A 20,692-nucleotide genomic window follows, 5' to 3' on the forward strand; every position below is an offset into this window, starting at 1 on the left:
ACGCGGGATTCCTCGAAAAATGAATCTACTCTAACAAAGCGCGAAAGCCGCGCCGGTTCAGGGTTGCCGCGGCGGATACAGCGGCGGCAGCCCAGTGTCGGCGGTGCCGCCGGTGGCCGACCAGTGCGGTCCGTCACGGAAGGTTTCGCGCAGTCGCGCCCGCAGCGCCGTCAACTCGCCCGTTCCCCCCCAGCGCGCCTGCTGCAACGCCTGCAGCACCTGTTGCTGGGCCGGATCGGCGAGGCGCTCGATCACCTGCTCCAGGCGGTCCACCCCGGCCATCGAACACAGCAGCGCTTCTACCTGGTCAAAGCTCTCGCCATCGATGGCCCGTCGCAGTTCGGCCACGCGCGCGCGCGTCGGCGTGGCGGTGGCTGCCTGCGGGCCGGGCAGCTGGCCGGCACGCGCCGGCACGCGCGCGGCCGGTCGCCGGCCCCGCTGCCATCCCCATGCCAGGGTCAGCAGCCACAGCACGGCCAGGCCGGCGGCAGCGGCCATCCACGGCCAGGGCCTGGCGCCCGCGTCGCTGGGCGAAACCGCCACTGCAGGCGCCGGCGCGCCGTCGTCGGGCACGGCGTCGCGGGTATCGATCGGCTGCGGTACCGGCGCACCGGCCCGCCCGGCGGCCACGGTCAACGCCAGGTCCGGCAGGCTGGCCTGCTGCGCGCTGCCGCTATCGACGTTCCACCAGGCAACGCGCGGGCCGGGCACCTGCAATGCCCCCACCTGGCGTGGCACGATGGCGTAGCGGCGGGTGATCTTCAGCCGCGGCGTACTGCCCTCGAAGGTTTCCTCGTACTGCGCCGGTTCGGCGAACACCTGCGCGGCGTCACCGAGGTCGGGCACCGGCAGGTCGGTGAACTGGGCCCGGGTGGCGCCGGTTGCGACCGCCTCCACCACCACGTTGGCCGCTTCGCCGGTACGCGCGGTGGTCGGCGCCGTGGTGTAGCGCAACTGCAGACCGTGCAGCGGCAGCCACGGCTGGACCGCCTGCGCCGGTTGCGGCCGTACCTGCAGGGTGCGTTCGGGAGCCACCGCGTTCATGCGGCCATCGCCACCGGTACCGAAAAAGTCGTCGAAGAAGCCGCCCGCACTGCGCCCGCTGAAACGCGCGCCTGGCAGGCGCAGCTCACCGCTGCGCTCGGGAATGAGCAGGAAGCGGCGTTCGACCACGTTGTAGCGGCGGCCATTGACCTGGCGGACATCGGTACGGTCCTCGCCGACCCGCTGCAGCGAGGCACCGCTGGGGGTATCCAGTACCAGCTCGCCCGAAGCCAGCTGCGAGGCGAAATAGAGCCTGACCACGACGCCCACGCTCTGCTGCACGTAGGGGGTGGGATCATCCACGTCGGTCTCGATGAAGGCCGTCGCATTGCTCTGCGGCGTCGCCACCGCCGCCTCGCTGACCTGCAGCGCCAGCGGCGGCGTGCGCACCTGGCCCACCTGCAGCGACGGCACCTGCAACGTGCCGGTGCGCCGCGGCGTCAGCGCAACGGTGTAGAGGTTGCGCTGCTGCACACCGCCGTTGCTCCACTGCATCTGCCGGTTGCTGCTCTGCGCGCTGAGCACGAAATCGGCATTCAGCGGTGCGTAGTCGGGTGCGCCCTGATCGGTTTCGATATGCAGGGTGACCGCGTCACCGGCCGCGATGCGGTCCCGTTCCAGCCATGCCCGGGTCTGCGCCAGGGCCGCCAGCGGCAGCCACAGCAACAGGGCCAGCACGGGCAATGACCATCGCAGATGCCTGTTCGCTACCACCCTCATCGCCCTTCCCTCTTCCTGCGTTCGTTTTCCAGCTGGAACTTGGCACGCAGCAGCGCGCCGGGCTCATCCGGCACCCGCCGCATCCACGCCTCCACCGCCTGCTGTTCCTCGCGTTGCTGCGGCGTGGCGCCCTCACCGCGCACCGCCGCCTTGCCGTCCTTGCCGGTACGCGCCTGCTGCATGGCCTGCTGCATGCGCGCGCGTTGCTGTGCATCGGCCCGGGCCTGTGCCTGCGGGTCGGCTGCCTGTGGCGCCTGTGGCGTGCCCTGCGGCGGGCGCGAAGCGCTGGCCGACGGTGGCTGCGCTTCCTGCGATGAGGACTGGCCCGGCGCGCGATCCTGCTGGCCCTGCTGACCTTCTGGGTTCTGCTGACCCTGCGGGTTCTGCTGCCCTTGTGGGTTCTGCTGGCCCTGCGGGGGAGACTGCTGCTGGCCCTGCTGCGGCTTCTGCTGGCCCTTGTCCCCCTGGCTCCCTCCCGACGGCGGCTTGCGCCTGCGCGCGGCCTCGACCACCGCACGGTTGGCAACCGCATCGGCCATCTGCGGGTGGTGCGCCAGCGCGCGGTCGTAGGCCGCGATGGCACCGTCATAGTCCCCCTGGCGCGCCAGCACGTTGCCGAGGTTGTACCAGCCGGCATCGCTGTCGATGCCTTCGAACTGCTGGCGGGCAGTGGCGAAGTCACCCTGCCGGTATGCCTGGACGCCGGCGGCCAGGCGCGCGTGTTCGCGCTGGTCGGCGCGCTGCCACAGCGTGCCGGCTGCCGGCGCCTGGGTGCGCGGCTGTGCCTGCAGGTTGCCGCTCAACGGCAGCAGGCCCACCGCCAGCACCGCGGCGAGCAGCGCGCGGCGGCGGAAGGCCAGCAACGCCAGCAGCATCACCGGTGGCAACAACCAGTACCCGTCGTCCTGCCACTGCCGCCCCTGCCCGGGGCGCTGCTGCGCACTGCCGTCGCGGGCGTCCAGCACACCCAGCGCCTGCAGATCGCGATCGTCGCTGCCGATGCGCTGGTAGTGCCCGCCACCGGCACTGGCCACGGCGCGCAGGCTGCCTTCGTCCAGCGCGGCCTGTGCGATCTCACCGCGGCCATCGCGATAGGCCGCACCGGAGGGCGTGCCGAGCCCCAGCACCGACACCTCCAGGCCCAGGCCGCGTGCCTGCGAGGCGGCCAGGGCCGCTTCGCCATCGGCCTGGTCGCTGATCAGCAGGATCCGGCCACGCAGCGCACCGGTCTGGCGCAGCAGGCGCGCCGCCCAGTCAATGCCGCGGTCGGCGCGCTGGCCATCGCGCGGCATCACCTCCGGGGCCAGCGCGTCCAGGTACAACGCCACGTTGGCCGTGTCATCGGTCAGCGGGGCGACGGTATAGGCGTCCTCCGCATACACCACCAGGCCGACCTGGCCGCCCTGCCGTGCGCGCAGCAGCGCACCGATCTTGGCCCGTGCCTGCAGCAGGCGCGAAGGTGGAAGATCGGTGGCGGTGACGCGGGTGGAAAGATCCAGCACCACCACCAGCGGCGCACTGGCCTGGTACATCGGCTGTCGCTGCTGGCGCCAGCTGGGTCCAGCCAGGGCCAGCGCGGCCAGGGTCCAGCCCAGCAGCAGCGCCCACGGCAGGCGCGCACGGCGGCGCTCGCCGGCGGCCAGCAGGTGCGCCAGCAGATGCGGGTCGACCGCTTGCCGCCAGCCATCGCGGCGCCGCTGCCGATGGATCGCCATGGCCACGATCAGCGGCAGCGCCAGCAGCGCCCACAACCCCTGCGGGCGCAGGAAATGCAGCGCGCGCCAATCCAGCGCAGCGGCATCGAACAGGTGCATGACACTGTCGATCATCGGCGACGCTCCGGCCACAGCCAGGCCAGGGCTCCCAGCAGCATCGCCAGCGCCAGCGGCCATGCATAGCGCTCACTGCGCGGGCGCAGGCTCGGGCCTTTCGCCGCGATCGGTTCCAGCCGGTCCAGTTCGCCATAGATGCCGGCCAGCTCATCGGTATCGCGCGCGCGGAAGAAGCGGCCACCGGTCATTTCTGCAATCCGCCGCAGCGTTGCCTCGTCGACCGGATCACGGTCGGCCGCCACGGGAATGCCGAACAAGCGCATGCTGCCGTCGCCGCCAAACGCCACGGTATGCACGCGCACGCCTTCGGCGCGGGCCAGTTCGGCGGCACGTACTGGCTCCAGCACACCGGCATTGCTGACGCCGTCGGTCAGCAGGATCAGTACCCGCTGCCCTTCGGGCTGGCTGCGCAGGCGCTTGACCGCCAGCGCGATGGCGTCACCGATGGCGGTCTCGCGGCCGGCCAGGCCGACCACGCTGTCGCGCAGCTGGTCACGGACACTGGACAGGTCGGCCGTCAACGGGGTGAGCGTATAGGCCCGATCGCCGAACACCAGCAGGCCGACACGATCACCGGCGCGGCGGTCGAGGAAGTCGGCCAGCACCGCCTTGGCCGCGGTGAGCCGTTCCACCGCCTGCGCACCCAGCACCATGTCCGGCTCGCTCATGCTGCCGGACACGTCCATGGCCAGCATCATCTGCCGGCCCTGCTGCGGCGGCGTGATGGCTTCACCCAGTTGCTGCGGGCGTGCCATCGCCACGCACAGGGCCATCCAGCCCACCCACAGCAGCACGTCGCGCAGCCATGAGGCACTGAGGCGGCCAGCGCCGGCCAGTGCTTCCAGTTCGGCGGCGGCATAGGGCACCCGCAGTGCCGCGCCCGGCTCTGCACGCCGCTTCCAGGCGTACATCAGGATCGGCAGCGGCAGCGCCAACAGTGCCCACGGCCAGGCCAGCTGCAGATCCGGCCACGGCCAGTAGCCCGCAATGACATTCATCGGCGGCGCTCCTGCAGCAGCGCCAGGTAACGCTGCCGCGCCCAGGCCGCGATCGCGGCCACCTCGCTGGCCTCCACCTGCGGACGGTAGGCGCCATCGGCCAGCAGGCCGCGCTGCGCAGGCCCCAGGCTGGCGCGCGGGTCCACATGGTTCCACCACGCATCATCGCGCAGCGCTTCGCTTCCGGGGTGCGCCTGGCGTGCGGCACGGCGCAGCAGCCCGGCAATGGCGGCCAGTTCGGCCGGCGCGCCGGCAGCGGCCGCCAGCTCCTGGTCGAACTGGCGCAGCCAGCGTTGCCGGCGTCGGCGTCGCCTCCAGATCATGACGCCGGCGATGGCCAGCAGCAGCGCGACGCCGGCCATCACCATCAACCAGCCCGGTGCCGGCGGCCACCACGATGGCGAAGGCGGCAGCTGCACATCCCGCAGCGGCAGCGCGGTGCTCATGCCGGTACCTCGGTCGGCACCGGTGCCAACCAGGCGTCGCTGGCGGCGTCGGTGGACAGCAGCTGCACATCGACCCGGCGCGCGACCAGTTGCCGGCGCAGCTCTTGCAGCGGCGCGACGAAGTGCGCATGCCAGTGCGCCTGCACGTCGGAGCGGCGCAGGTCCAGACCGATGCGCTGCTGCGCGGCGAGGAACTGCAGCGGCGCGGCAGGCGGTTGCAGCTCAAGCGGATCGACCAGCAGCAGCAGGCTCAGATCGTGGTGCTGCGCCAATGTGCTCCAGCGTGCCGGAGGGATGCGGATGGCCTGCTGGGGATCGGCCAGCACCAGCATCCGGGCGCCCGGGCGCAGTACACGCGCCGCATGGTCCAGCGCGCGCGCCAGGCCCAGATCGTCCGCGGGCGGCTGTGCGTACCAGCGCGTGAGCGCGTCGAGCACGCGCAGCACGCCGCGCGCACCGCCCGCCGGTGCCACCGGTGCTTCGCGGTCACTGCCGCGCAGTGCACCGATGCGATCACCACGCCGCTGTGCCGACCATGCTGCGATGGCGCCGGCGCGTGCGGCCTGCACCGACTTGAAGCGGACCCGGGTGCCGAAATACAGCGCGGGCGAGGTGTCGGCCACCAGCAGGGTGACGCGTTCGCGCTCGGCCTGGAACAGCTTGGTGTGGGCGCGGCCTGTGCGCGCGGTGACGCGCCAGTCGATGTGGCGGGCATCGTCGCCGGCCACGTACTCACGCGACTCGGCGTACTCCATGCCGCGCCCACGCAATGGCGAGGGGGCCTGCCCTGCACTGCCGGCGCGGCCACGGCGCGGCGGCGGCGGACGCTGCGCCAGTCCGCGCAGCGCCACCAGTTCAGCCAGCTGCGGCCGCAGGCCATCGCCCTCGAGGGCAACGGCCGCCGGTTCCTGGGGGGTGCCGATCATGCGCGCGCTCAGGGCGCCGGGACCCGGGCCAGCAGCTCCTGCACCAGCCGCTCGCCATCCCAGCCTTCGGCGGTGGCTTCATAGCTGGGCAGCACACGATGGCGCAGCACGTCGGCGGCCACCGCACGCACATCGTCGGGCGTGACGAAGTCACGTCCGGCCAGCCACGCGCGGGCGCGGGCGCAGCGTTCCAGCGCGATCGAACCCCGCGGGCTCGCGCCCCACGCGACGCGTCGGCCCAGCGCAGCGTCGTACCGCGCGGGCTCGCGCGAGGCCAGCACCAGTTCGATCAGGTAGCGCTCCAGCGCCGGCGCCATGTGCAGGTCCAGCACTTCGCGGCGGGCATCGAAGACGTCCTGCATCGGCAGCTTCGCCGGCGCAGCAGCCGGTTCTCCCAGTGCGCCGCGTGCACGGTCACGGGCCAGCCGCAGGATTTCCGATTCGGCCGCCTGGTCGGGGTAACCGATGCGCACGTGCATCAGGAACCGGTCGAGCTGTGCTTCGGGCAACGGGAAGGTGCCTTCCTGTTCGATCGGATTCTGCGTTGCCATGACCAGGAACAGCGACGGCAGCGCGTAGGTGTGGCGGCCCACGGTCACCTGGCGCTCGCCCATTGCCTCCAGCAGTGCCGACTGCACCTTGGCCGGGGCGCGATTGATTTCATCGGCCAGCAGGATCGGATGGAAGATCGGACCGGGAACGAATTCGAAGCGGCCCTCCTGCGGACGCCAGATCTCGGTGCCGGTCAGGTCGGCCGGCAGCAGGTCGGGGGTGAACTGCACGCGCGCGAAATCCGCTTCCAGGCGGGCGGCCAGCGCGCGGATCGCGGTGGTCTTGGCCAGTCCCGGCGCGCCCTCCACCAGCAGATGGCCATCGGCCAACAGCGCGATCAACAGGCGTTCGACCAGCGCCGACTGGCCGACGATCTCGGCCGACAGGGCGTCGCGCAGCGCGCTGAACGCTCCGTGCAGGCGCGAGATGACGGGAGCAGGCGGCGGGGCAAGGGTGTCGGGCATCGGCGGGGGCAGGTTCATGGGGGCCTTTGACCGGCACAGGGTGGCGCCGGTTCCCTACATCATCGCAGGCCCACCCAGCGCTGGCATCAAGAACGCCTGAACGCGAAGCAGCACAGGCTGCCCCTGAAACGGACAGGGGCCGCACGTGGCGGCCCCTGCGGGGTGTTGCGCGCGCGCGGAACTCAGTTCTGCTTGGCCACGCGCAGCACCTTCGGGGTCACGAACACCAGCAGTTCGGCCTTGTCCTTGTTGCGACCGCGCTTCTTGAACAGGTTGCCCAGGAACGGCACATCGCCCAGGAACGGCACCTTGCTGACGCTGTTGCGGTCGGTGAACTCGTACACGCCACCAATCACCACGGTCTGGCCATCCTCCACCAGCACCGCGGTATTGACCTCGCGACGGTTGATGTTCGGCACCTGGCCGTACCCTTCCAGCACGATGTAGCTTTCGACTTCGTCCTTCTTCACCTGCATGTTGAGGAAGACGCGGTTGTCGTTGGTGATGGTCGGGGTGACCTTCAGCTCCAGCACCACTTCCTTGAACTGCACGTTCGGCGTGGCCGCGCCGCCGGCCGCACCACCACCACTGATGGTGACGTAGCCGATTTCCTTGCCCTGCTTGATCAACGCCTCGCGCTGGTTGGTGGTGACCACGCGCGGGTTGGAGATCACTTCGCCGCGCGATTCTTCCTGCATGGCCGACAGTTCGACATCCAGCAGGTAGCCGGCATTGAGGATCGACAGCGCCAGCGAGCCCGGGTTGCTGGTCGCTGCCACCGGCAGATTCCAGTTCAGGCCACGGGTGATGGACGAACCGACCGCCACCGGCGGCGGGCCGACGCGGCCGCCGGCAATCCAGTCACGCTCGGCCTTGGCGTTGGCGTTGCTGGCATCCACCTGCGACTGGCGGGTCAGGCGGTTGGCTTCCAGGTTGCCGCTGAAGTACACGTTGTCCCGGCTGCCGCTGATGCCGAACTTCGCGCCCAGTTCGCGGGCGAAGGTATCGGTGGCGATGACGATGCGGCTTTCGATCAGCACCTGGTCGACCGGGCGGTCGATCACGCCGATCAGTTCACGCATGCGTGCGATCTTCTTCGGGATGTCGCTGATCATCAGCGTGTTGGTGCGCTCGTCGGCAACGATGCGGCCGCGCGAGGACAGGAAGCCACTTTCTTCCTGCGACGAGGAGCCGCCGCCGCCACCGCCGCCGCTGCCCCCACCGATGCCCTTGGCCTCGGTCAGCGCCTTGAAGATCTGCGTGGCGCTGTGATAGTTGATCTGGACGTAGTCGGTGACCAGGTCTTCGCGGTTCTCGATGGCGATGCGCGCGTCTTCCTTCTCCTGCTCGAACTTGGCCAGTTCGGACTGCGGCGCAACCCACACCACGCTGCCATCACGACGCTTGTCCAGGCCCTTGGCGCGCAGCACGATGTCCAGTGCCTGGTCCCACGGCACGTTGACCAGGCGCAGGGTCACATTGCCCTGCACCGAATCGGACGCGACCACGTTCAGGTTCGACTCTTCGGCAATCAGCTGCAGGACGGTACGCACCGGCACGTCCTGGAAGTTGAAGGTGACCGGCTTGCCGGCATAGCCGCGCTGCGGAAGGCCCTTGGCGGCCTGGGTCACGCTGCCGGCAGTGACCGCGCCCACCGCGGCCTGGGCCTGGCGCGGGCTGATCTCCACCACGTACTCGTTGCCGCTCTGGTAGGCCAGCGATTCAACCGCACCGCCGGTGCTGAGCACCAGCTGGGTGCCCGCGCCCGAGGGCCGGGCGTCGATGCGCTGCACCGGCGTGGCGAAGTCGGTGACGTTCATCGGCTTCTGCAGGTTTGCCGGCAGGCGTGCGTTGCCGACATCGACCACCACGCTGTTGCCCTGGCTGCGCAGGTCGGGCATGGCGCCCTGCCCGTCGAACTGCAGGATCAGCCGGCCGGCGCCGTCATCGCCGCGCTTGAAGTCGATCCGGGAGACCGACAGGCCTGCCGGTGCGGCGGCCGGCGTTGCGGCCAGCGCCGTGCCGGACGGTTTCTCCGCCGGTGCGGCGGCCAGCGCCGGAGCGCAGGCCAGCATCAACGCGACTCCCAGCGCGCTGATGCGGTTCAAGGTAGAGCGCCGGATGGGACGCAGCCCCTTGGCTTGGTGAAAGGTCATCGTGCTATCCCCAGTAAACGATCATTGATCTTCCAGCGCGAGCGTGGCTGGACGTTCCAGCCAGCCACCCGCGCCATCCGGCACCAGTTCGATCAGCTCCACGCGGTCTTCGAAGACCGCGGTGACCCGCCCGTCGCTCTGCCCGAGGTAACCGCCGGGACGTACCCGGTAGGTCACCTTGTCCGGCCCCATCACCAGGGCCACGGTGCCAGCACCGGTGCCGATGGTGCCGACCATGTCCAGCGCGTCCAGCGGGAAGCCCTCCATGGGCTCCTTGCGCCGGTTCGGGTCAGGACGCAATCCCCCTGCGCCCTGCTGCGGATTGGTCCAGGCATCGGTGAACGGATCGCGCATGCCCTGCGCGGAATACTCGAAGGTCTCGAACTGCTGCATCACCGGCAGCGGCTCCAGCGGCTGCGCCGGTCGCGCACGCTCGCTTTCGACCCACTTCTGCAGGTTGGGCGCATCACCCGGCGTGCTGGTCACGCCGCGGCCGCAGGCGGCCAGCAGCAGCACCGTCAACGCCATTCCTCCACGTGCGATGTACCTGCGCATCACTTCTTGCCCCCCTTGCCCTTGCCCTTGGCCTTGGCCTTCGCCTTGGCTTCAGCCTCGGCAACGGCCTGCTGCGCCTGCACTTCCTGCTCGTCAAGATAGCGGTAGGTCTTGACCGTGCCGGACAGCTCCAGCGCACCGGCGCGGATGTTGCCGCCGGTCTTGTCCTTCGGCTTGAGGTTGATGTCGTGCATGGTCAGGATCACCACCCGCGGCAACGAGGCCACGCCGCTGACGAAGGCGCCGAACTGGTGGTAGCTGCCCACCATCCGCAGCTTGATCGGCTTCTCGGCGTAGAACTCCTTGATCTGCTCCTGCTCCGGCTCGAACAGTTCGTTGGCCAGGCCGCTGGACAGCGCGGTCTGCGAGATGTCGATGATCAGGTCCGGCATTTCGGTCTTGCTCGGTAGCTGTCGCAGCATCTGCTGCAGCACCTGCTCCATCTGCGCCAGCTGCTGCTTCAACGGCTCCAGATTGACCGCGCGTTCCTGCTCCTTGGTGAACTCGGCGCGCAGCTGGACTTCCCGCGACTCCAGGTTGGCCAGTTCCTCGCGCTTGTCGCTGATCAGCAGCATCCACGCCAGGAACATGATCACCACGGCCAGCAGCGCACAGAAGACGATCTTGGCCTTCTGCGGCCAGTTGCCGATGTCGTTGAATTCCAGGTTCTTCAGCTCGACTTTCTTGCTCATGCGCGATCCCCCTGCAGCGGGGCGTGGAAGGCCTGCGGCGGCTGCGCCAGGCGACTGCCCTCGGGCTTGGCCGGGGCCGGCGTGGCGGCCGGGGCGGGCTTGGGCGCGGACGGGGCCGGCGCGGCAGGCGTGCTGCCCTGCGGTGCCGCGGCCGGAGCCGCCACCGGCGCAGGCGCTGCGCCCGGCGCGGTGGCCTCGGGTGCTGCGCTGAGCGGGGCAACGGTCGGTGCCGCCGCATCGGGACCGGCAACGCTGCCATCCGGATTCAGGCCCGGCGTGGTCTCTTCCTCGCTCTGCGCGGGCAGCTTCACCTTGACCTTGAACACGTACGGCAGGGCCTTGATGTCAGCCACCGGACCGGTTGCACGACCTTCCTTGTCCTTGTCCGGCGCACGCGCTTCGATGATGGACAGCTCCGGGTTGGTCATCCAGCCGGACACTTCCAGGTTGCGCATGTAGGCCGAAACGCGGGCGTTGGACTGGGTGCGACCTTCCAGGGTCAACACGTCGCCCTCCTGCTGCAGCGCGGTCAGCACCACGCCGTCGGGGATGGTGCGGACCAGTGCGTCGAACAGGTGGACCATCTGCGAGCGCTTGGCCTGCAGCTGCTCGATCACCTGCTTGCGCGCCAGCAGCCGGTTCTTCTGCTCGTCGAGCCGGTCGATCTCCTTGTTCTGCTCCTTGACCTTGTTGATCTCGGTCTGCAGATACGCGTTGCGGTCACTCTGGCCACTGACCTGCAGGTCGTAGTAGAACCAGATCGCCAGCGACAGCAGCAGGCCACCGATGGCGGCCATGCCCAGCATGGCGTAGAACTCGCGCTGGCGTTGCTTGCGCCGTTCGGCGCGCCAGGGCAGTAGATTGATGCGTGCCATCAGTCAAAGCTCCTCAGCGCCAGACCGGTCGCGATCATCAGCGCGGGGGCGTCCTGGGCCAGCGCGTGCGCCTGCACCTTCGGCCCCAGGGTCATCTGTGCCAGCGGGTTGGCGACCACGGTCGGCACGCCCAGCTGTTCCTCGACCATCTCCGGCAGACCGGCCAGGGCGGCACAGCCGCCCGCCAGCACGATGTGGTCGACCCGGTTGAACTCGCTGCCGGCATAGAAGAACTGCAGCAGGCGGCTGATCTGCTGGACGGTCGCTTCCTTGAACGGCTCCAGCACTTCCATCTCGTAGCTTTCCGGCAGCCCGCCCTGGCGCTTGGCCAGGCCCGCTTCCTCGTAGCTCAGGCCATAGCGGCGCATGATCTCGTCGGTCAGCTGCTTGCCGCCGAACACCTGCTCGCGGCTGTACAGGCTGCGGCCGCCGCGCAGGACGTTGAGGGTGGTCATGGTGGCGCCGATATCGACCAGCGCGACCACGCCCTCGGACGACACCGGCAGCTCGCTGGCAACCAGGGCGAAGGCGTTCTCGACCGCGAAGGCCTCCACGTCCATCACCTTGGCCTGCAGGCCGCCCAGTTCCAGCGCGGACTGGCGCAGCTCCACGTTCTCCGAGCGCGAGGCCGCCAACAGCACCTGGACCATTTCCGGGTTGTTCGGGATCGCCCCGATCACCTCGAAGTCCAGGTTCACTTCCTCGATCGGGTACGGAATGTAGTTGACCGCTTCCAGCTCGATCTGGGCTTCCATGTCGTTTTCGTCCAGCTCGGCCGGCATCGGGATCACCTTGGTGATCACCGCCGAACCGGCCACGGCCGCGGCGGCCAGCTTGGCCTTGCTGCCGGAACGGTTCATCGCGCGGCGGATGGCCTCTCCCACGGCCTCCACTTCAACGATGTTCTTTTCCACCACCGCGTTCGGCGGCAATGGTTCCACGGCATAATGTTCCACACGGAAACGGTTGCCGCTGCGGGAAAGCTGCAAAAGCTTTACCGCAGTCGAACTGATGTCGACGCCAATGAGCGGCGACTGACTTTTTGGGATGAGCCCCACGGTTTCTCCCCTGCCGACGGGCACTTGGACGCAAGAGCTGCGTCCGCGCATTAATAACGTATTCTTAGCAAATGGCAACCGCCCTGCTGTGAACTCCCTCACAGGATGAACACGCAGCCCCTGGCGATTTCCCCTTGCGCTCCCCGGTGCCGACCCCAGCCGCCACCTTGCGTAATCTATACTCTGCGACCACGAAATTCGCAATCGGAATCTGACACCGATGACCCGACTCCGCCGCTGGCTGCGCTGGATCTTCCTTGTTGTACTGGTCCTGGCGCTGGTCGGAGCGGCCGCCGTTGGCGGCCTGTACTACGCCGTTTCCTCCAAGCTCCCCGACGTGCAGACCCTGCGCGACGTGGAGATGCAGGAGCCCATGTACGTCTACGCGGCCGATGGCAAGCTGATGGCGGTCTTCGGCGAGACCCGGCGCACCCCCATCACCATGAAGGACGTGCCGGAGAAGCTGAAGCAGGCCTTCCTGGCCACCGAGGACGCCCGCTTCTACGAGCACGGCGGCGTGGACTACAAGGGCATCGGCCGGGCGGTATGGCTGCTGGCCACCACCAATGACAAGCGCGTGCCCGGTGGCTCCACCATCACCCAGCAGGTGGCCCGGCAGTTCTTCCTCAGCTCCGAGTACAGCTACACCCGCAAGCTGGCCGAGATCCTGCTGGCACGCAAGATCGAGTCCGAGCTGAGCAAGGACGAGATCTTCGAGCTGTACCTGAACAAGAGTTTCTTCGGCAACCGCGCCTACGGCGTGGCGGCGGCCGCCCAGTTCTACTACGGCAAGAAGCTGAACGAGCTGGACCTCGATGAGATGGCCTCGCTGGCCGGCATCCCCAAGTTCCCCTCGTCGGGCAACCCGATCTCCAATCCCGAGCGGGCCCGCCAGCGCCGCGACAACTACGTGCTGCAGCGCATGGCGGACCTGAAGTTCGTCAGCCAGGCCGAGGCCGACGCGGCCAAGGCCGTGCCGATGCACGCCACCGCGCATGAGCCCCCGGTGCAGGTCGACGCGCCCTATGTGGCCGAACTGGTGCGCCAGGAAATGATCGCCCGCTTCGGCGGCGATGTGGTCAACAAGGGCTACCACGTGACCACCACCATCGATGCACCGCTGCAGACCGCCGCCAACCTGGCCGTGCGCGATGGCCTGCTGCTGTACGACCACCGCCACGGCTGGCACGGGGTGGAGAAGCAGGTGGCGCTGGGCGCCGGCGACGATGCCGCTGCCCTGGCGGCGCACCTGCGCGGCATCCAGGGCCAGGCCGGCCTGCTGCCGGCGATCGTCGCCAGCACCAGCGCCGATGGCAGCGCCACGGTGGTGCTGGGCAACCGCAGCGAGGTCGTGCTGCCGGCCGGCGCCGCCAAGTGGACCAACAAGACCCCGGCCAAGCTGGTGCAGCGCGGCGACATCGTGCGCGTGCGCGCCGGTGCCAAGGACGGCGAGTGGCTGCTGGACCAGCTGCCGCGCGGCCAGTCGGCGCTGGTCTCGCTGGACGCCAGCAGCGGTGCGCTGAAGGCACTGGTGGGTGGCTTCAGCTTCTCCGGCAACAAGTTCAACCGTGCCACCCAGGCGCGCCGCCAGCCGGGCTCCAGCTTCAAGCCGTTCATCTATGCGGCCGCGTTCGACAAGGGCTACAACCCGGCGTCGATCGTGCTCGACGCGCCGGTGGTGTTCCGCGACCGGCGCGGCAAGACCTGGGCACCGCAGAACGACGGCGGCGGCTTCCGCGGCCCGATGCGCCTGCGTGAGGCGCTGGTGCAGTCGCGCAACCTGGTTTCGGTGCGCCTGCTCGACGGCATGGGCGTGGATTACGCACGCAAGTACATCAGCGAGTTCGGCTTTGCCGAGTCCGAGCTGCCGCCGAACCTGTCGATGTCGCTGGGTACCGCCTCGCTGACCCCGCTGTCGGTGGCGCGCGGCTACGCGGTGTTCGCCAATGGCGGCTCGCGCGTGGATACCTGGCTGATCGACCAGGTGGTCGACCGCGATGGCAACCTGGTCTTCAAGGAGAATCCCGCCATGGCCTGCCGCGACTGCGCAGGCACCAGCGGCGGCCAGCCGGTCAACCAGGTGGTGGACGGCTTCAACTTCGGCGCACCGGCGCCCAAGCCCGACGCCACCGCCGCCCAGCCGGAAGCCAAGCCCGAAACGCCAGCCTCGCCGGTCAATCCGGATGCCCGCACCGCCCCGCGCGCGATCGACGCCCGCACCGCCTACCAGCTGGTGTCGATGATGCGGGACGTGGTCCAGCGCGGTACCGGCGTGCAGGCCAAGGTGCTGGGCCGCGAAGACGTGGGCGGCAAGACCGGCTCGACCAACGACCACCGCGACGCCTGGTTCTCCGGGTTCGGCGGGCCGTATGTGACCACCGTATGGGTGGGGCGCGACGACTTCCGCTCGCTGGGCTACCGCGAGTACGGTGGCAAGGCGGCCCTGCCGATCTGGATCGACTACATGCGCACCGCGCTGAAGGACACCCCGATCGCCCAGAACGAGCCGCCGAGCGGCATGGTCCAGGCCACCCTCAACGGTGCCGTGGAATGGGTGAAGGTGGAAGACATGGATCGCCTGACCGACTACGACCTCAACCTGCAGAGCACCCCGCAGGCTGACGCCGCCGCGTTCGATATCTTCTGACGGTGACGCCGGGCATGGCCCGGCGCTACCGGGTGCATCCGCCGGGCATGGCCCGGCGCTACCGGGTGCATCCGCCGGGCGTGGCCCGGCGCTACCGGGTGCATCCGCCGGGCATGGCCTGGCGCTACCGGGTGCATCCGCCGGGCATGGCCCGGCGCTACCGGGTACATTCGCCGGGCATGGCCCGGCGCTACCGGGTGCATCCGCCGGGCATGGCCCGGCGCTACCGGGACAGGTGGCGCACCGATGTGGCGTGGTAGCGCCGGGCCATGCCCGGCGAGCGCAGCGGCGCTGTTCCGTCCACCCACGCAGATGTCACATCCCTGCGCTAGTCTGTAGCCAGGTCGCAACAGGGAGTTACCGCATGCACCGCGCCCGTCAGCATGCTGCCAGCCAGACCCGCGAGCGGCGCCACCGCCTCGCCCACGAAGCCGCCCGCCTGATGGCCGAAGGCGGCATCCGCGACTTCCACCAGGCCAAGCTCAAGGCCGCCAGCCGCCTCGGCATCCACGACGATGCGTCGCTGCCGCGCAATACCGAGATCGAAGACGCCCTGCGCGAGTACCAGCGCCTGTTCTCGGGCCCGCAGCACGGCAGCGAGCTGCAGCGGCGCCGCGAGTCTGCGCTGCGTGCGCTGGAGTTCCTGCACGGCTTCACCCCACGCCTGACCGGGCCGGTGCTCGATGGCACCGCCGACACCCACAGCCCCGTGCAGTTGCACCTGCACAGCGACGACCCGGAAGCCGTGCACCGTTTCCTGGACGAACACGGCATTCCAGCCGAGTCGCGCGTGCGCCGCTTGCGTCTGGACCGCGAGCGCAGCCTCGACGTGCCGGTCTGGGTATTCACCGCCGAAGAGCTGACCTTCGACCTGGCCGTGCTGCCTTACGACGCATTGCGTCAGGCGCCGTTGTCGCCGGTGGATGAGAAGCCGATGAAGCGCGCATCGGCCGCACAGCTGCGGCAGCTGCTGACCGATGCGGAAGTGACCGCCTATATCGCGGGCTGAGCGGGCGCGCGGCACAGCGCGGCGCTACCAGATCACCGGCTCCTTGATGGGGTCGGTCAGCAACCTTGGCAGCCACGGGGCCGGTGCCCGCTTCGGATACTCCACCATCATCCGCGCGTGCATCCGCTGCAGGTCGCCCAGCAGCCAGGTCTGGTAGTAGATGTCGTTGAAGGAGTCGGACCAGCCGCTCTTCACCCGCCCCCGCTCACCGCCGTTGAGGTTCGGCGTCAGGTGTGGCGGCATCTCCAGGATCGGCTCCAGCGCGCTGTTGATCGCCGCATTCTCCGCACTGGCTTTGCGCAGCAACGCGATACGGTCCTTCACCTGCCAGCAGTCATAGGGTGCACAGCCCCCCGTCGCCCCGATGTAGTCACCGATGTCGGCCAGCAGGTTGGCCCGCAACTGCCAGGCCACAGCGCTGTCCAGCGTGCGGCGCACCTGCAGCGTACGCCGCGTACTGGCCCGGATATCCGCGGGCGTAGTGAACTCCACGCCCCGCGGCGTACCGCCATGGCGCACCAGCACGATGCGGTGGATCGCCTCGTTGGTGATGCCCTCCACCCGCAATGCGGCCGCTTCCGGGTGCACTCGCGGCGGCGGCACGCTCAGCGCCCGCCAGTGGTACCAGAGCAGCAGGATCAGGCACAGCGTTGCCGTGGCATGGACCAGTGTCCAGCGATCCATGTTGCGCGTGTAGTAGCGGTAGCGGGCACGCCACAGGTAATAGCGCCGATAGCTCATGAACACCCCCAGGACGTTGTACATCGCGTTCTCCCCGATGAGGGCTGCGGCCTGGCCCGCGACACCGTGCCGGCCAGACCGCAGCAATGCGGATTACCAGCCGATACCCACGCCTACGCCCAGGCTGCGTTCACCGCTGTTGGTGAACGCACCATTGAGGCTGAAGGTGGCCGAGCCCTTGTCGTTGAGCACGCGCTGGTAGCCCACCGCCATCGCCGATTCGCCCTCGGCATAGCCCACGCCCGCGCCGAGGCGGTTGTAGGTGGCCAGGCCCGCGGTGTTCATCGCCATCGCGCTCTGCGCACTGTTCATCGCCGCCATGCGGTTGAAGCGCTTGTCCATCTTTTCCAGGCGACGATCCACCTCGCGCGAGATGCCATCGCTGTATTGGTTGGCGCGGGCCAGCATCTTTTCCAGTTCGGCGGTATCGACCTGCGGAGTCGGCTCCTTCGGCGCTTCCGGCGCGGCGTTGGGGGCGTTGCCGGAATCTGCCACGGTCGGCGTTTCGGCCGGCGGCGTGGGTGCCTCGGGTGCACCGGCGGCGTTGGCGGCAACGCGCGCCTGCGGCTGGTCGTCAATGCGCTGCTCCAGCCCATCCATGCGGCCATTGAGCTGCTGCTGTACGTCGTGCAGCTGCCCACCGTTGATGGCATCGCGGCTGCCCGCCGCAATGCGGCCATCAGCCAGGTTGGTCAGCACCGCACCCTGTGCGCCGGACAGCGTGAGTTGGTTCAAACCATCAGCACGGATCGTGGTGTCCTGGAATGCTGAGCGCAGCTTGCCTTCCAGCGAGCCGACCCGTGCATCGGTCGCCACTACAGCGCCATCCAAAGCGGTCAGCGCATCGCCGACGGTGCTGTGGTTGCTTCCTTGAATCGCGTAGGTGGGCGCGATGATGTTGCCACTGGCGTCGAGGCTGGCGCCGCCACCGAGGGTGGCTAAGGACTCGTTGAGCTGGGCAACCGTGGTGACGTCATGGTCAGCAGAACCCCGACCTACATTCACTAGCTTTCGGCGCAACGAGTCATTTCCAAATGAAACAGTCAGAGAATCTCTCGCAACAGATCCGTAGCCGATCGCGACACTGTTCATCGCCCTGGCTTCAACCCGGCTTTCAGCACCAATAGCCACGCCATGCTCTTGATTCACTGTAGCTCCCACTCCGAGAGCAAAGCCACTCTCCGCGTCATCAGCAACAAATGCAGCACGGCCCAGGGCAACTGAGTTCTTTCCCGATGCACGACTGTATGCACCGACTGCAACCCCGCCTTCACTGCCAATGGATGACTCGGCCGAATCGCCAATGGCTACCGAGATCAACCCAGCAGACGCTCCCTGCTGATCACCACCAGGACCAATAGAAAGAAACTTCGACCGCTGCGACATTTCATCAACGCGAGCATTCGTAGCAAACAACTGCCCACCATTCACCGCGTCCGTACTGACAGCCGAGCTGATATCTCCCGGACCAACACCCTTCACCACCGCACCTTCGAGATCAACCAGGGTCCGGTCAGCATTGAACTTCACCACGCCCTCCAGATCCGGTTCGAAGCCATCAAAGTCGGTGCGCAGGCGGTCCAGATCCACGCGATGGTCAGCCAGGCGATCAGCGTGATCCAGCAATTGCAGATCCTGGGCCTCGTTCCGCGCCTCGGCCACGCCTACGCGCTCGTTGCTGGCAAACAGCTGCTGACCCGTCACTGCATCGGTGCTCGATGCGCTCAGGATGCCATTGGCGATGTTCTGGATGCGACGCCGCGCGCCATTCTTGTTGGACACGTCCAGTACGGTGCCGGTGTTCGCTGCGCCCAGGCGAACCTGCCCATTGGCCGACACCTGCCCGATCAGACCAGACACGGTACCCACCTGGCTGATGGCGCTGTCAGCCGCCGTCTTCGCGGCAGTTGCCGTGGACTGTGCGGCGGTTACCGCCGTGTTGGTGGCATGCAGCTGCTGGCCGGTCACGGCATCGGTGCTTGATGCGCTGAGCGTAGCGTTGGCTACGTTGCTGATACGGCGGGCAGCACCGTTCCTGTTGGCTACATCCAGCACGGTGCCGGTGTTCTGCGCACCGAGGCGCACACTACCACTGGCGGAGACCTGCCCGACCAGACCGGCCACTGTGGTCACCTGACCAAGGGCATTGTCTGCGGTCGTCTTCGCCGCGGTAGCGGTGCTGCTGACGCTGGCCAGCGTGGTGTTGGTCGCATACAGCTGCTTGCCGGTCACGGCATCGCTGCTGGTTGCGCTGAGCGTGCCATCGTTGACATTGACGATACGGCGCTTGACCGCAGCGTTGCCGACCGAAACCTGATTGACATCCGTGGTACGCGACCCGCTGCCCAGTGCGAGGCTGCCGGCGAAGCTGGACACCGCGTCGTCACCCAGTGCAACCGCGTTTGGTGCAGAGGCCGTGGCATCCATGCCCATGGCAATGGAGCGATTGCCCACTGCCCTGGCCCGATAGCCAATGGCCGTGGCCGCATTCGCGCTCCAGCTGCCGGAGCCGATCGATGTGGCACCCACCCCAGTGTTCTTCTCACCATCCTCGCCCACGCCTGCCCGCGCCTTCGGCCCCACAGCAACACTGTCACGGTTGTAGGCCGCGGCCGTGCCACCCAATGCAACACTGGCCGAATCTCCGCTGCCACCGGCCACCGCTGAACGCCCCAGTGCCAGTGCCTGCGCGTCCACACGGGCCGACACCGCATCTGCCACGCTCTTCGCTGCCGTTGCCGTGGTCCGCGCCGTTGCCACTGCAGTGTTGGTGGCATGCAGTTGCTTGCCGGCTACGGCTTCGGTGCTGGTGGTGCTGAGCGTGGCATCGGCCACTCCGGTCAACTTGCGGTTGGCGTTGGACCTGTTGCGGATGTCCAGTTGGGTCCCCGTGTTGTCACCGCCCACGCGTACGGCACTGCTGGCCGAGGTCTGGGTGACCAGGCGCGTGTTGACCAGTGCCTGGTCGGCAGTGGTCTTGGCGGCATTGGCCATATTGGTCGCGGTGGTGACGTTCTGGTTGGTGGCATGCAGCTGCTTGCCGGTCACCGCGTCGGTACTGGTGGTGGACAGGCGCGCGTCTGCCACGTTGACGACTCTGCGCTTCGTGCTGCTGCTACCCACAGAGACCGAGTTTGATTCGGTCGCCTCCGAGTCCAGGCCCAGCGCAACACTTCCGACCGCCAACGCCTTGGCGTGATGACCAAGGGCGACGCCATTGTATTCAGCGCGCGCGTTTCCACCGAGCGCCACCGCACCCGAGTATCCGGCCGTTCCTGCAAAGGCATTGCCGCCGATGGCTATCCGCGCAATCCCCGCACGGCTCTCCACCGTTTGTGAGCCACTACCAATGGCAATGGAGTTCTGCGAATACGCCCTTGCGTCGTTGCCAAGCGCGGTGGTTCCAATCCCGCTGGCAATGGCACGAGCGCCGACACCGGTTGCGTAGCCGCCTCGCGAGACCTCCACACCGTAGCCAATGGCGGTATTGTTGTCGCCCTCCGCGGTAATCAAGCTGCCGTATGCAACCGATCGGTTTCCGCTCATGGAAGACCGCGACCCCAGCATCAACAACAGGTCACCACTGATGGTGGAATTGCGGTAGAGGTAGTCTGATGTCAGCGCATATTGGGAGTGTATCGGCGCAGTCGCAATTCCCATTGCGTCCTCCCTGCGCACCCCAATCCCGAACAGAATCGCGCCGACGCCATCGACTCCTTTCGGGGAAAAATACATCCCTGGATCGGCACTCTCATCCTCTTCGACAGGCATAACGTCAGCCGCAGCGGAGAATGCCATCAAGGCCGATGCAACAACCGGCAGCACGATTGCGCCGGATGAGGCGGCACGCTTGCCGCGCGCCGTGGCCAGCTCACTGGCCACGATCCAGCACTGCCGCGCAGTGCACCAGATACGACGATGGATTCTGTTCATGGTTCGTCCTTAACAAGCAAGGGAAAAGAAGCCCGTCGCAGCGC

The 20,692-nt window shown here is 68.2% G+C and carries 16 protein-coding genes; 3 read left to right on the plus strand and 13 right to left on the minus strand.

Annotation, left to right across the window (positions count from 1 at the left end; all coding sequences use genetic code 11):
- Positions 1–57: 57 nt before the first annotated feature.
- The 11 genes from Q5Z10_RS17350 to Q5Z10_RS17400 all read right to left on the minus strand — a co-directional run bounded on the left by Q5Z10_RS17350 (position 58) and on the right by Q5Z10_RS17400 (position 12,318).
- On the minus strand, positions 58–1,764 hold the full coding sequence (locus Q5Z10_RS17350) for a BatD family protein (protein ID WP_303636608.1): 1,707 nt from the start codon (positions 1,762–1,764) through the stop codon (positions 58–60).
- Positions 1,761–3,593, minus strand: coding sequence for a VWA domain-containing protein (locus Q5Z10_RS17355; RefSeq protein WP_303636609.1), 1,833 nt, complete (start codon positions 3,591–3,593; stop codon positions 1,761–1,763). The genes Q5Z10_RS17350 and Q5Z10_RS17355 overlap by 4 nt, the downstream gene beginning before the upstream one ends.
- Positions 3,590–4,594, minus strand: a complete 1,005-nt coding sequence (locus Q5Z10_RS17360; RefSeq protein WP_303636610.1) for a vWA domain-containing protein — start codon at positions 4,592–4,594, stop codon at positions 3,590–3,592. The genes Q5Z10_RS17355 and Q5Z10_RS17360 overlap by 4 nt, the downstream gene beginning before the upstream one ends.
- Positions 4,591–5,040, minus strand: coding sequence for a DUF4381 family protein (locus tag Q5Z10_RS17365; RefSeq protein ID WP_303636611.1), 450 nt, complete (start codon positions 5,038–5,040; stop codon positions 4,591–4,593). Before Q5Z10_RS17365 ends, Q5Z10_RS17360 begins: the two co-directional genes overlap by 4 nt.
- Positions 5,037–5,966, minus strand: coding sequence for a DUF58 domain-containing protein (locus tag Q5Z10_RS17370; protein WP_303636612.1), 930 nt, complete (start codon positions 5,964–5,966; stop codon positions 5,037–5,039). The genes Q5Z10_RS17365 and Q5Z10_RS17370 overlap by 4 nt, the downstream gene beginning before the upstream one ends.
- Before the next feature lie 8 nt (positions 5,967–5,974).
- A complete protein-coding gene (locus Q5Z10_RS17375; protein WP_303636613.1) occupies positions 5,975–7,000 on the minus strand; it encodes an AAA family ATPase in 1,026 nt (341 codons plus the stop codon).
- A gap of 164 nt (positions 7,001–7,164) precedes the next feature.
- Positions 7,165–9,138 carry a type IV pilus secretin PilQ gene (locus Q5Z10_RS17380; RefSeq protein ID WP_303636614.1) on the minus strand — a complete coding sequence of 658 codons (1,974 nt, stop codon included), beginning with the start codon at positions 9,136–9,138 and terminating at the stop codon, positions 7,165–7,167.
- A gap of 21 nt (positions 9,139–9,159) precedes the next feature.
- Positions 9,160–9,693 carry a pilus assembly protein PilP gene (locus tag Q5Z10_RS17385; RefSeq protein WP_303636615.1) on the minus strand — a complete coding sequence of 178 codons (534 nt, stop codon included), beginning with the start codon at positions 9,691–9,693 and terminating at the stop codon, positions 9,160–9,162.
- Positions 9,693–10,385, minus strand: coding sequence for a type IV pilus inner membrane component PilO (locus Q5Z10_RS17390; RefSeq protein WP_303636616.1), 693 nt, complete (start codon positions 10,383–10,385; stop codon positions 9,693–9,695). Before Q5Z10_RS17390 ends, Q5Z10_RS17385 begins: the two co-directional genes overlap by 1 nt.
- Positions 10,382–11,260 (minus strand): PilN domain-containing protein, encoded by an 879-nt coding sequence (locus Q5Z10_RS17395; RefSeq protein ID WP_303636617.1) that lies wholly within the window; start codon positions 11,258–11,260, stop codon positions 10,382–10,384. The genes Q5Z10_RS17390 and Q5Z10_RS17395 overlap by 4 nt, the downstream gene beginning before the upstream one ends.
- Entirely contained in the window at positions 11,260–12,318 is a 1,059-nt protein-coding gene (locus Q5Z10_RS17400; protein ID WP_345783970.1) for a pilus assembly protein PilM, read from the minus strand. Before Q5Z10_RS17400 ends, Q5Z10_RS17395 begins: the two co-directional genes overlap by 1 nt.
- 220 nt (positions 12,319–12,538) lie before the next feature.
- Between Q5Z10_RS17400 and Q5Z10_RS17405 the strand changes: the two genes are divergently transcribed.
- The 3 genes from Q5Z10_RS17405 to Q5Z10_RS17415 all read left to right on the plus strand — a co-directional run bounded on the left by Q5Z10_RS17405 (position 12,539) and on the right by Q5Z10_RS17415 (position 15,974).
- Positions 12,539–14,965 carry a penicillin-binding protein 1A gene (locus Q5Z10_RS17405; protein ID WP_345783971.1) on the plus strand — a complete coding sequence of 809 codons (2,427 nt, stop codon included), beginning with the start codon at positions 12,539–12,541 and terminating at the stop codon, positions 14,963–14,965.
- A 14-nt stretch (positions 14,966–14,979) separates the two neighbouring features.
- Positions 14,980–15,225 (plus strand): hypothetical protein, encoded by a 246-nt coding sequence (locus Q5Z10_RS17410; RefSeq protein WP_303636619.1) that lies wholly within the window; start codon positions 14,980–14,982, stop codon positions 15,223–15,225.
- Between the two features lie 104 nt (positions 15,226–15,329).
- A complete protein-coding gene (locus tag Q5Z10_RS17415) occupies positions 15,330–15,974 on the plus strand; it encodes a hypothetical protein (RefSeq protein ID WP_303636620.1) in 645 nt (214 codons plus the stop codon).
- 24 nt (positions 15,975–15,998) lie between these two features.
- Here the strand turns inward: Q5Z10_RS17415 and Q5Z10_RS17420 are convergent, their stop codons facing one another.
- Together Q5Z10_RS17420 and Q5Z10_RS17425 are read right to left on the minus strand one after the other, a co-directional pair.
- Positions 15,999–16,739 (minus strand): hypothetical protein, encoded by a 741-nt coding sequence (locus Q5Z10_RS17420; RefSeq protein WP_303636621.1) that lies wholly within the window; start codon positions 16,737–16,739, stop codon positions 15,999–16,001.
- Between the two features lie 69 nt (positions 16,740–16,808).
- Positions 16,809–20,648 (minus strand): ESPR-type extended signal peptide-containing protein, encoded by a 3,840-nt coding sequence (locus Q5Z10_RS17425; protein WP_303636622.1) that lies wholly within the window; start codon positions 20,646–20,648, stop codon positions 16,809–16,811.
- Between the last annotated feature and the right edge of the window lie 44 nt (positions 20,649–20,692).

The sequence above is a fragment of the Stenotrophomonas sp. 704A1 genome (assembly GCF_030549525.1).
Taxonomy (GTDB): domain Bacteria; phylum Pseudomonadota; class Gammaproteobacteria; order Xanthomonadales; family Xanthomonadaceae; genus Stenotrophomonas; species Stenotrophomonas tuberculopleuritidis.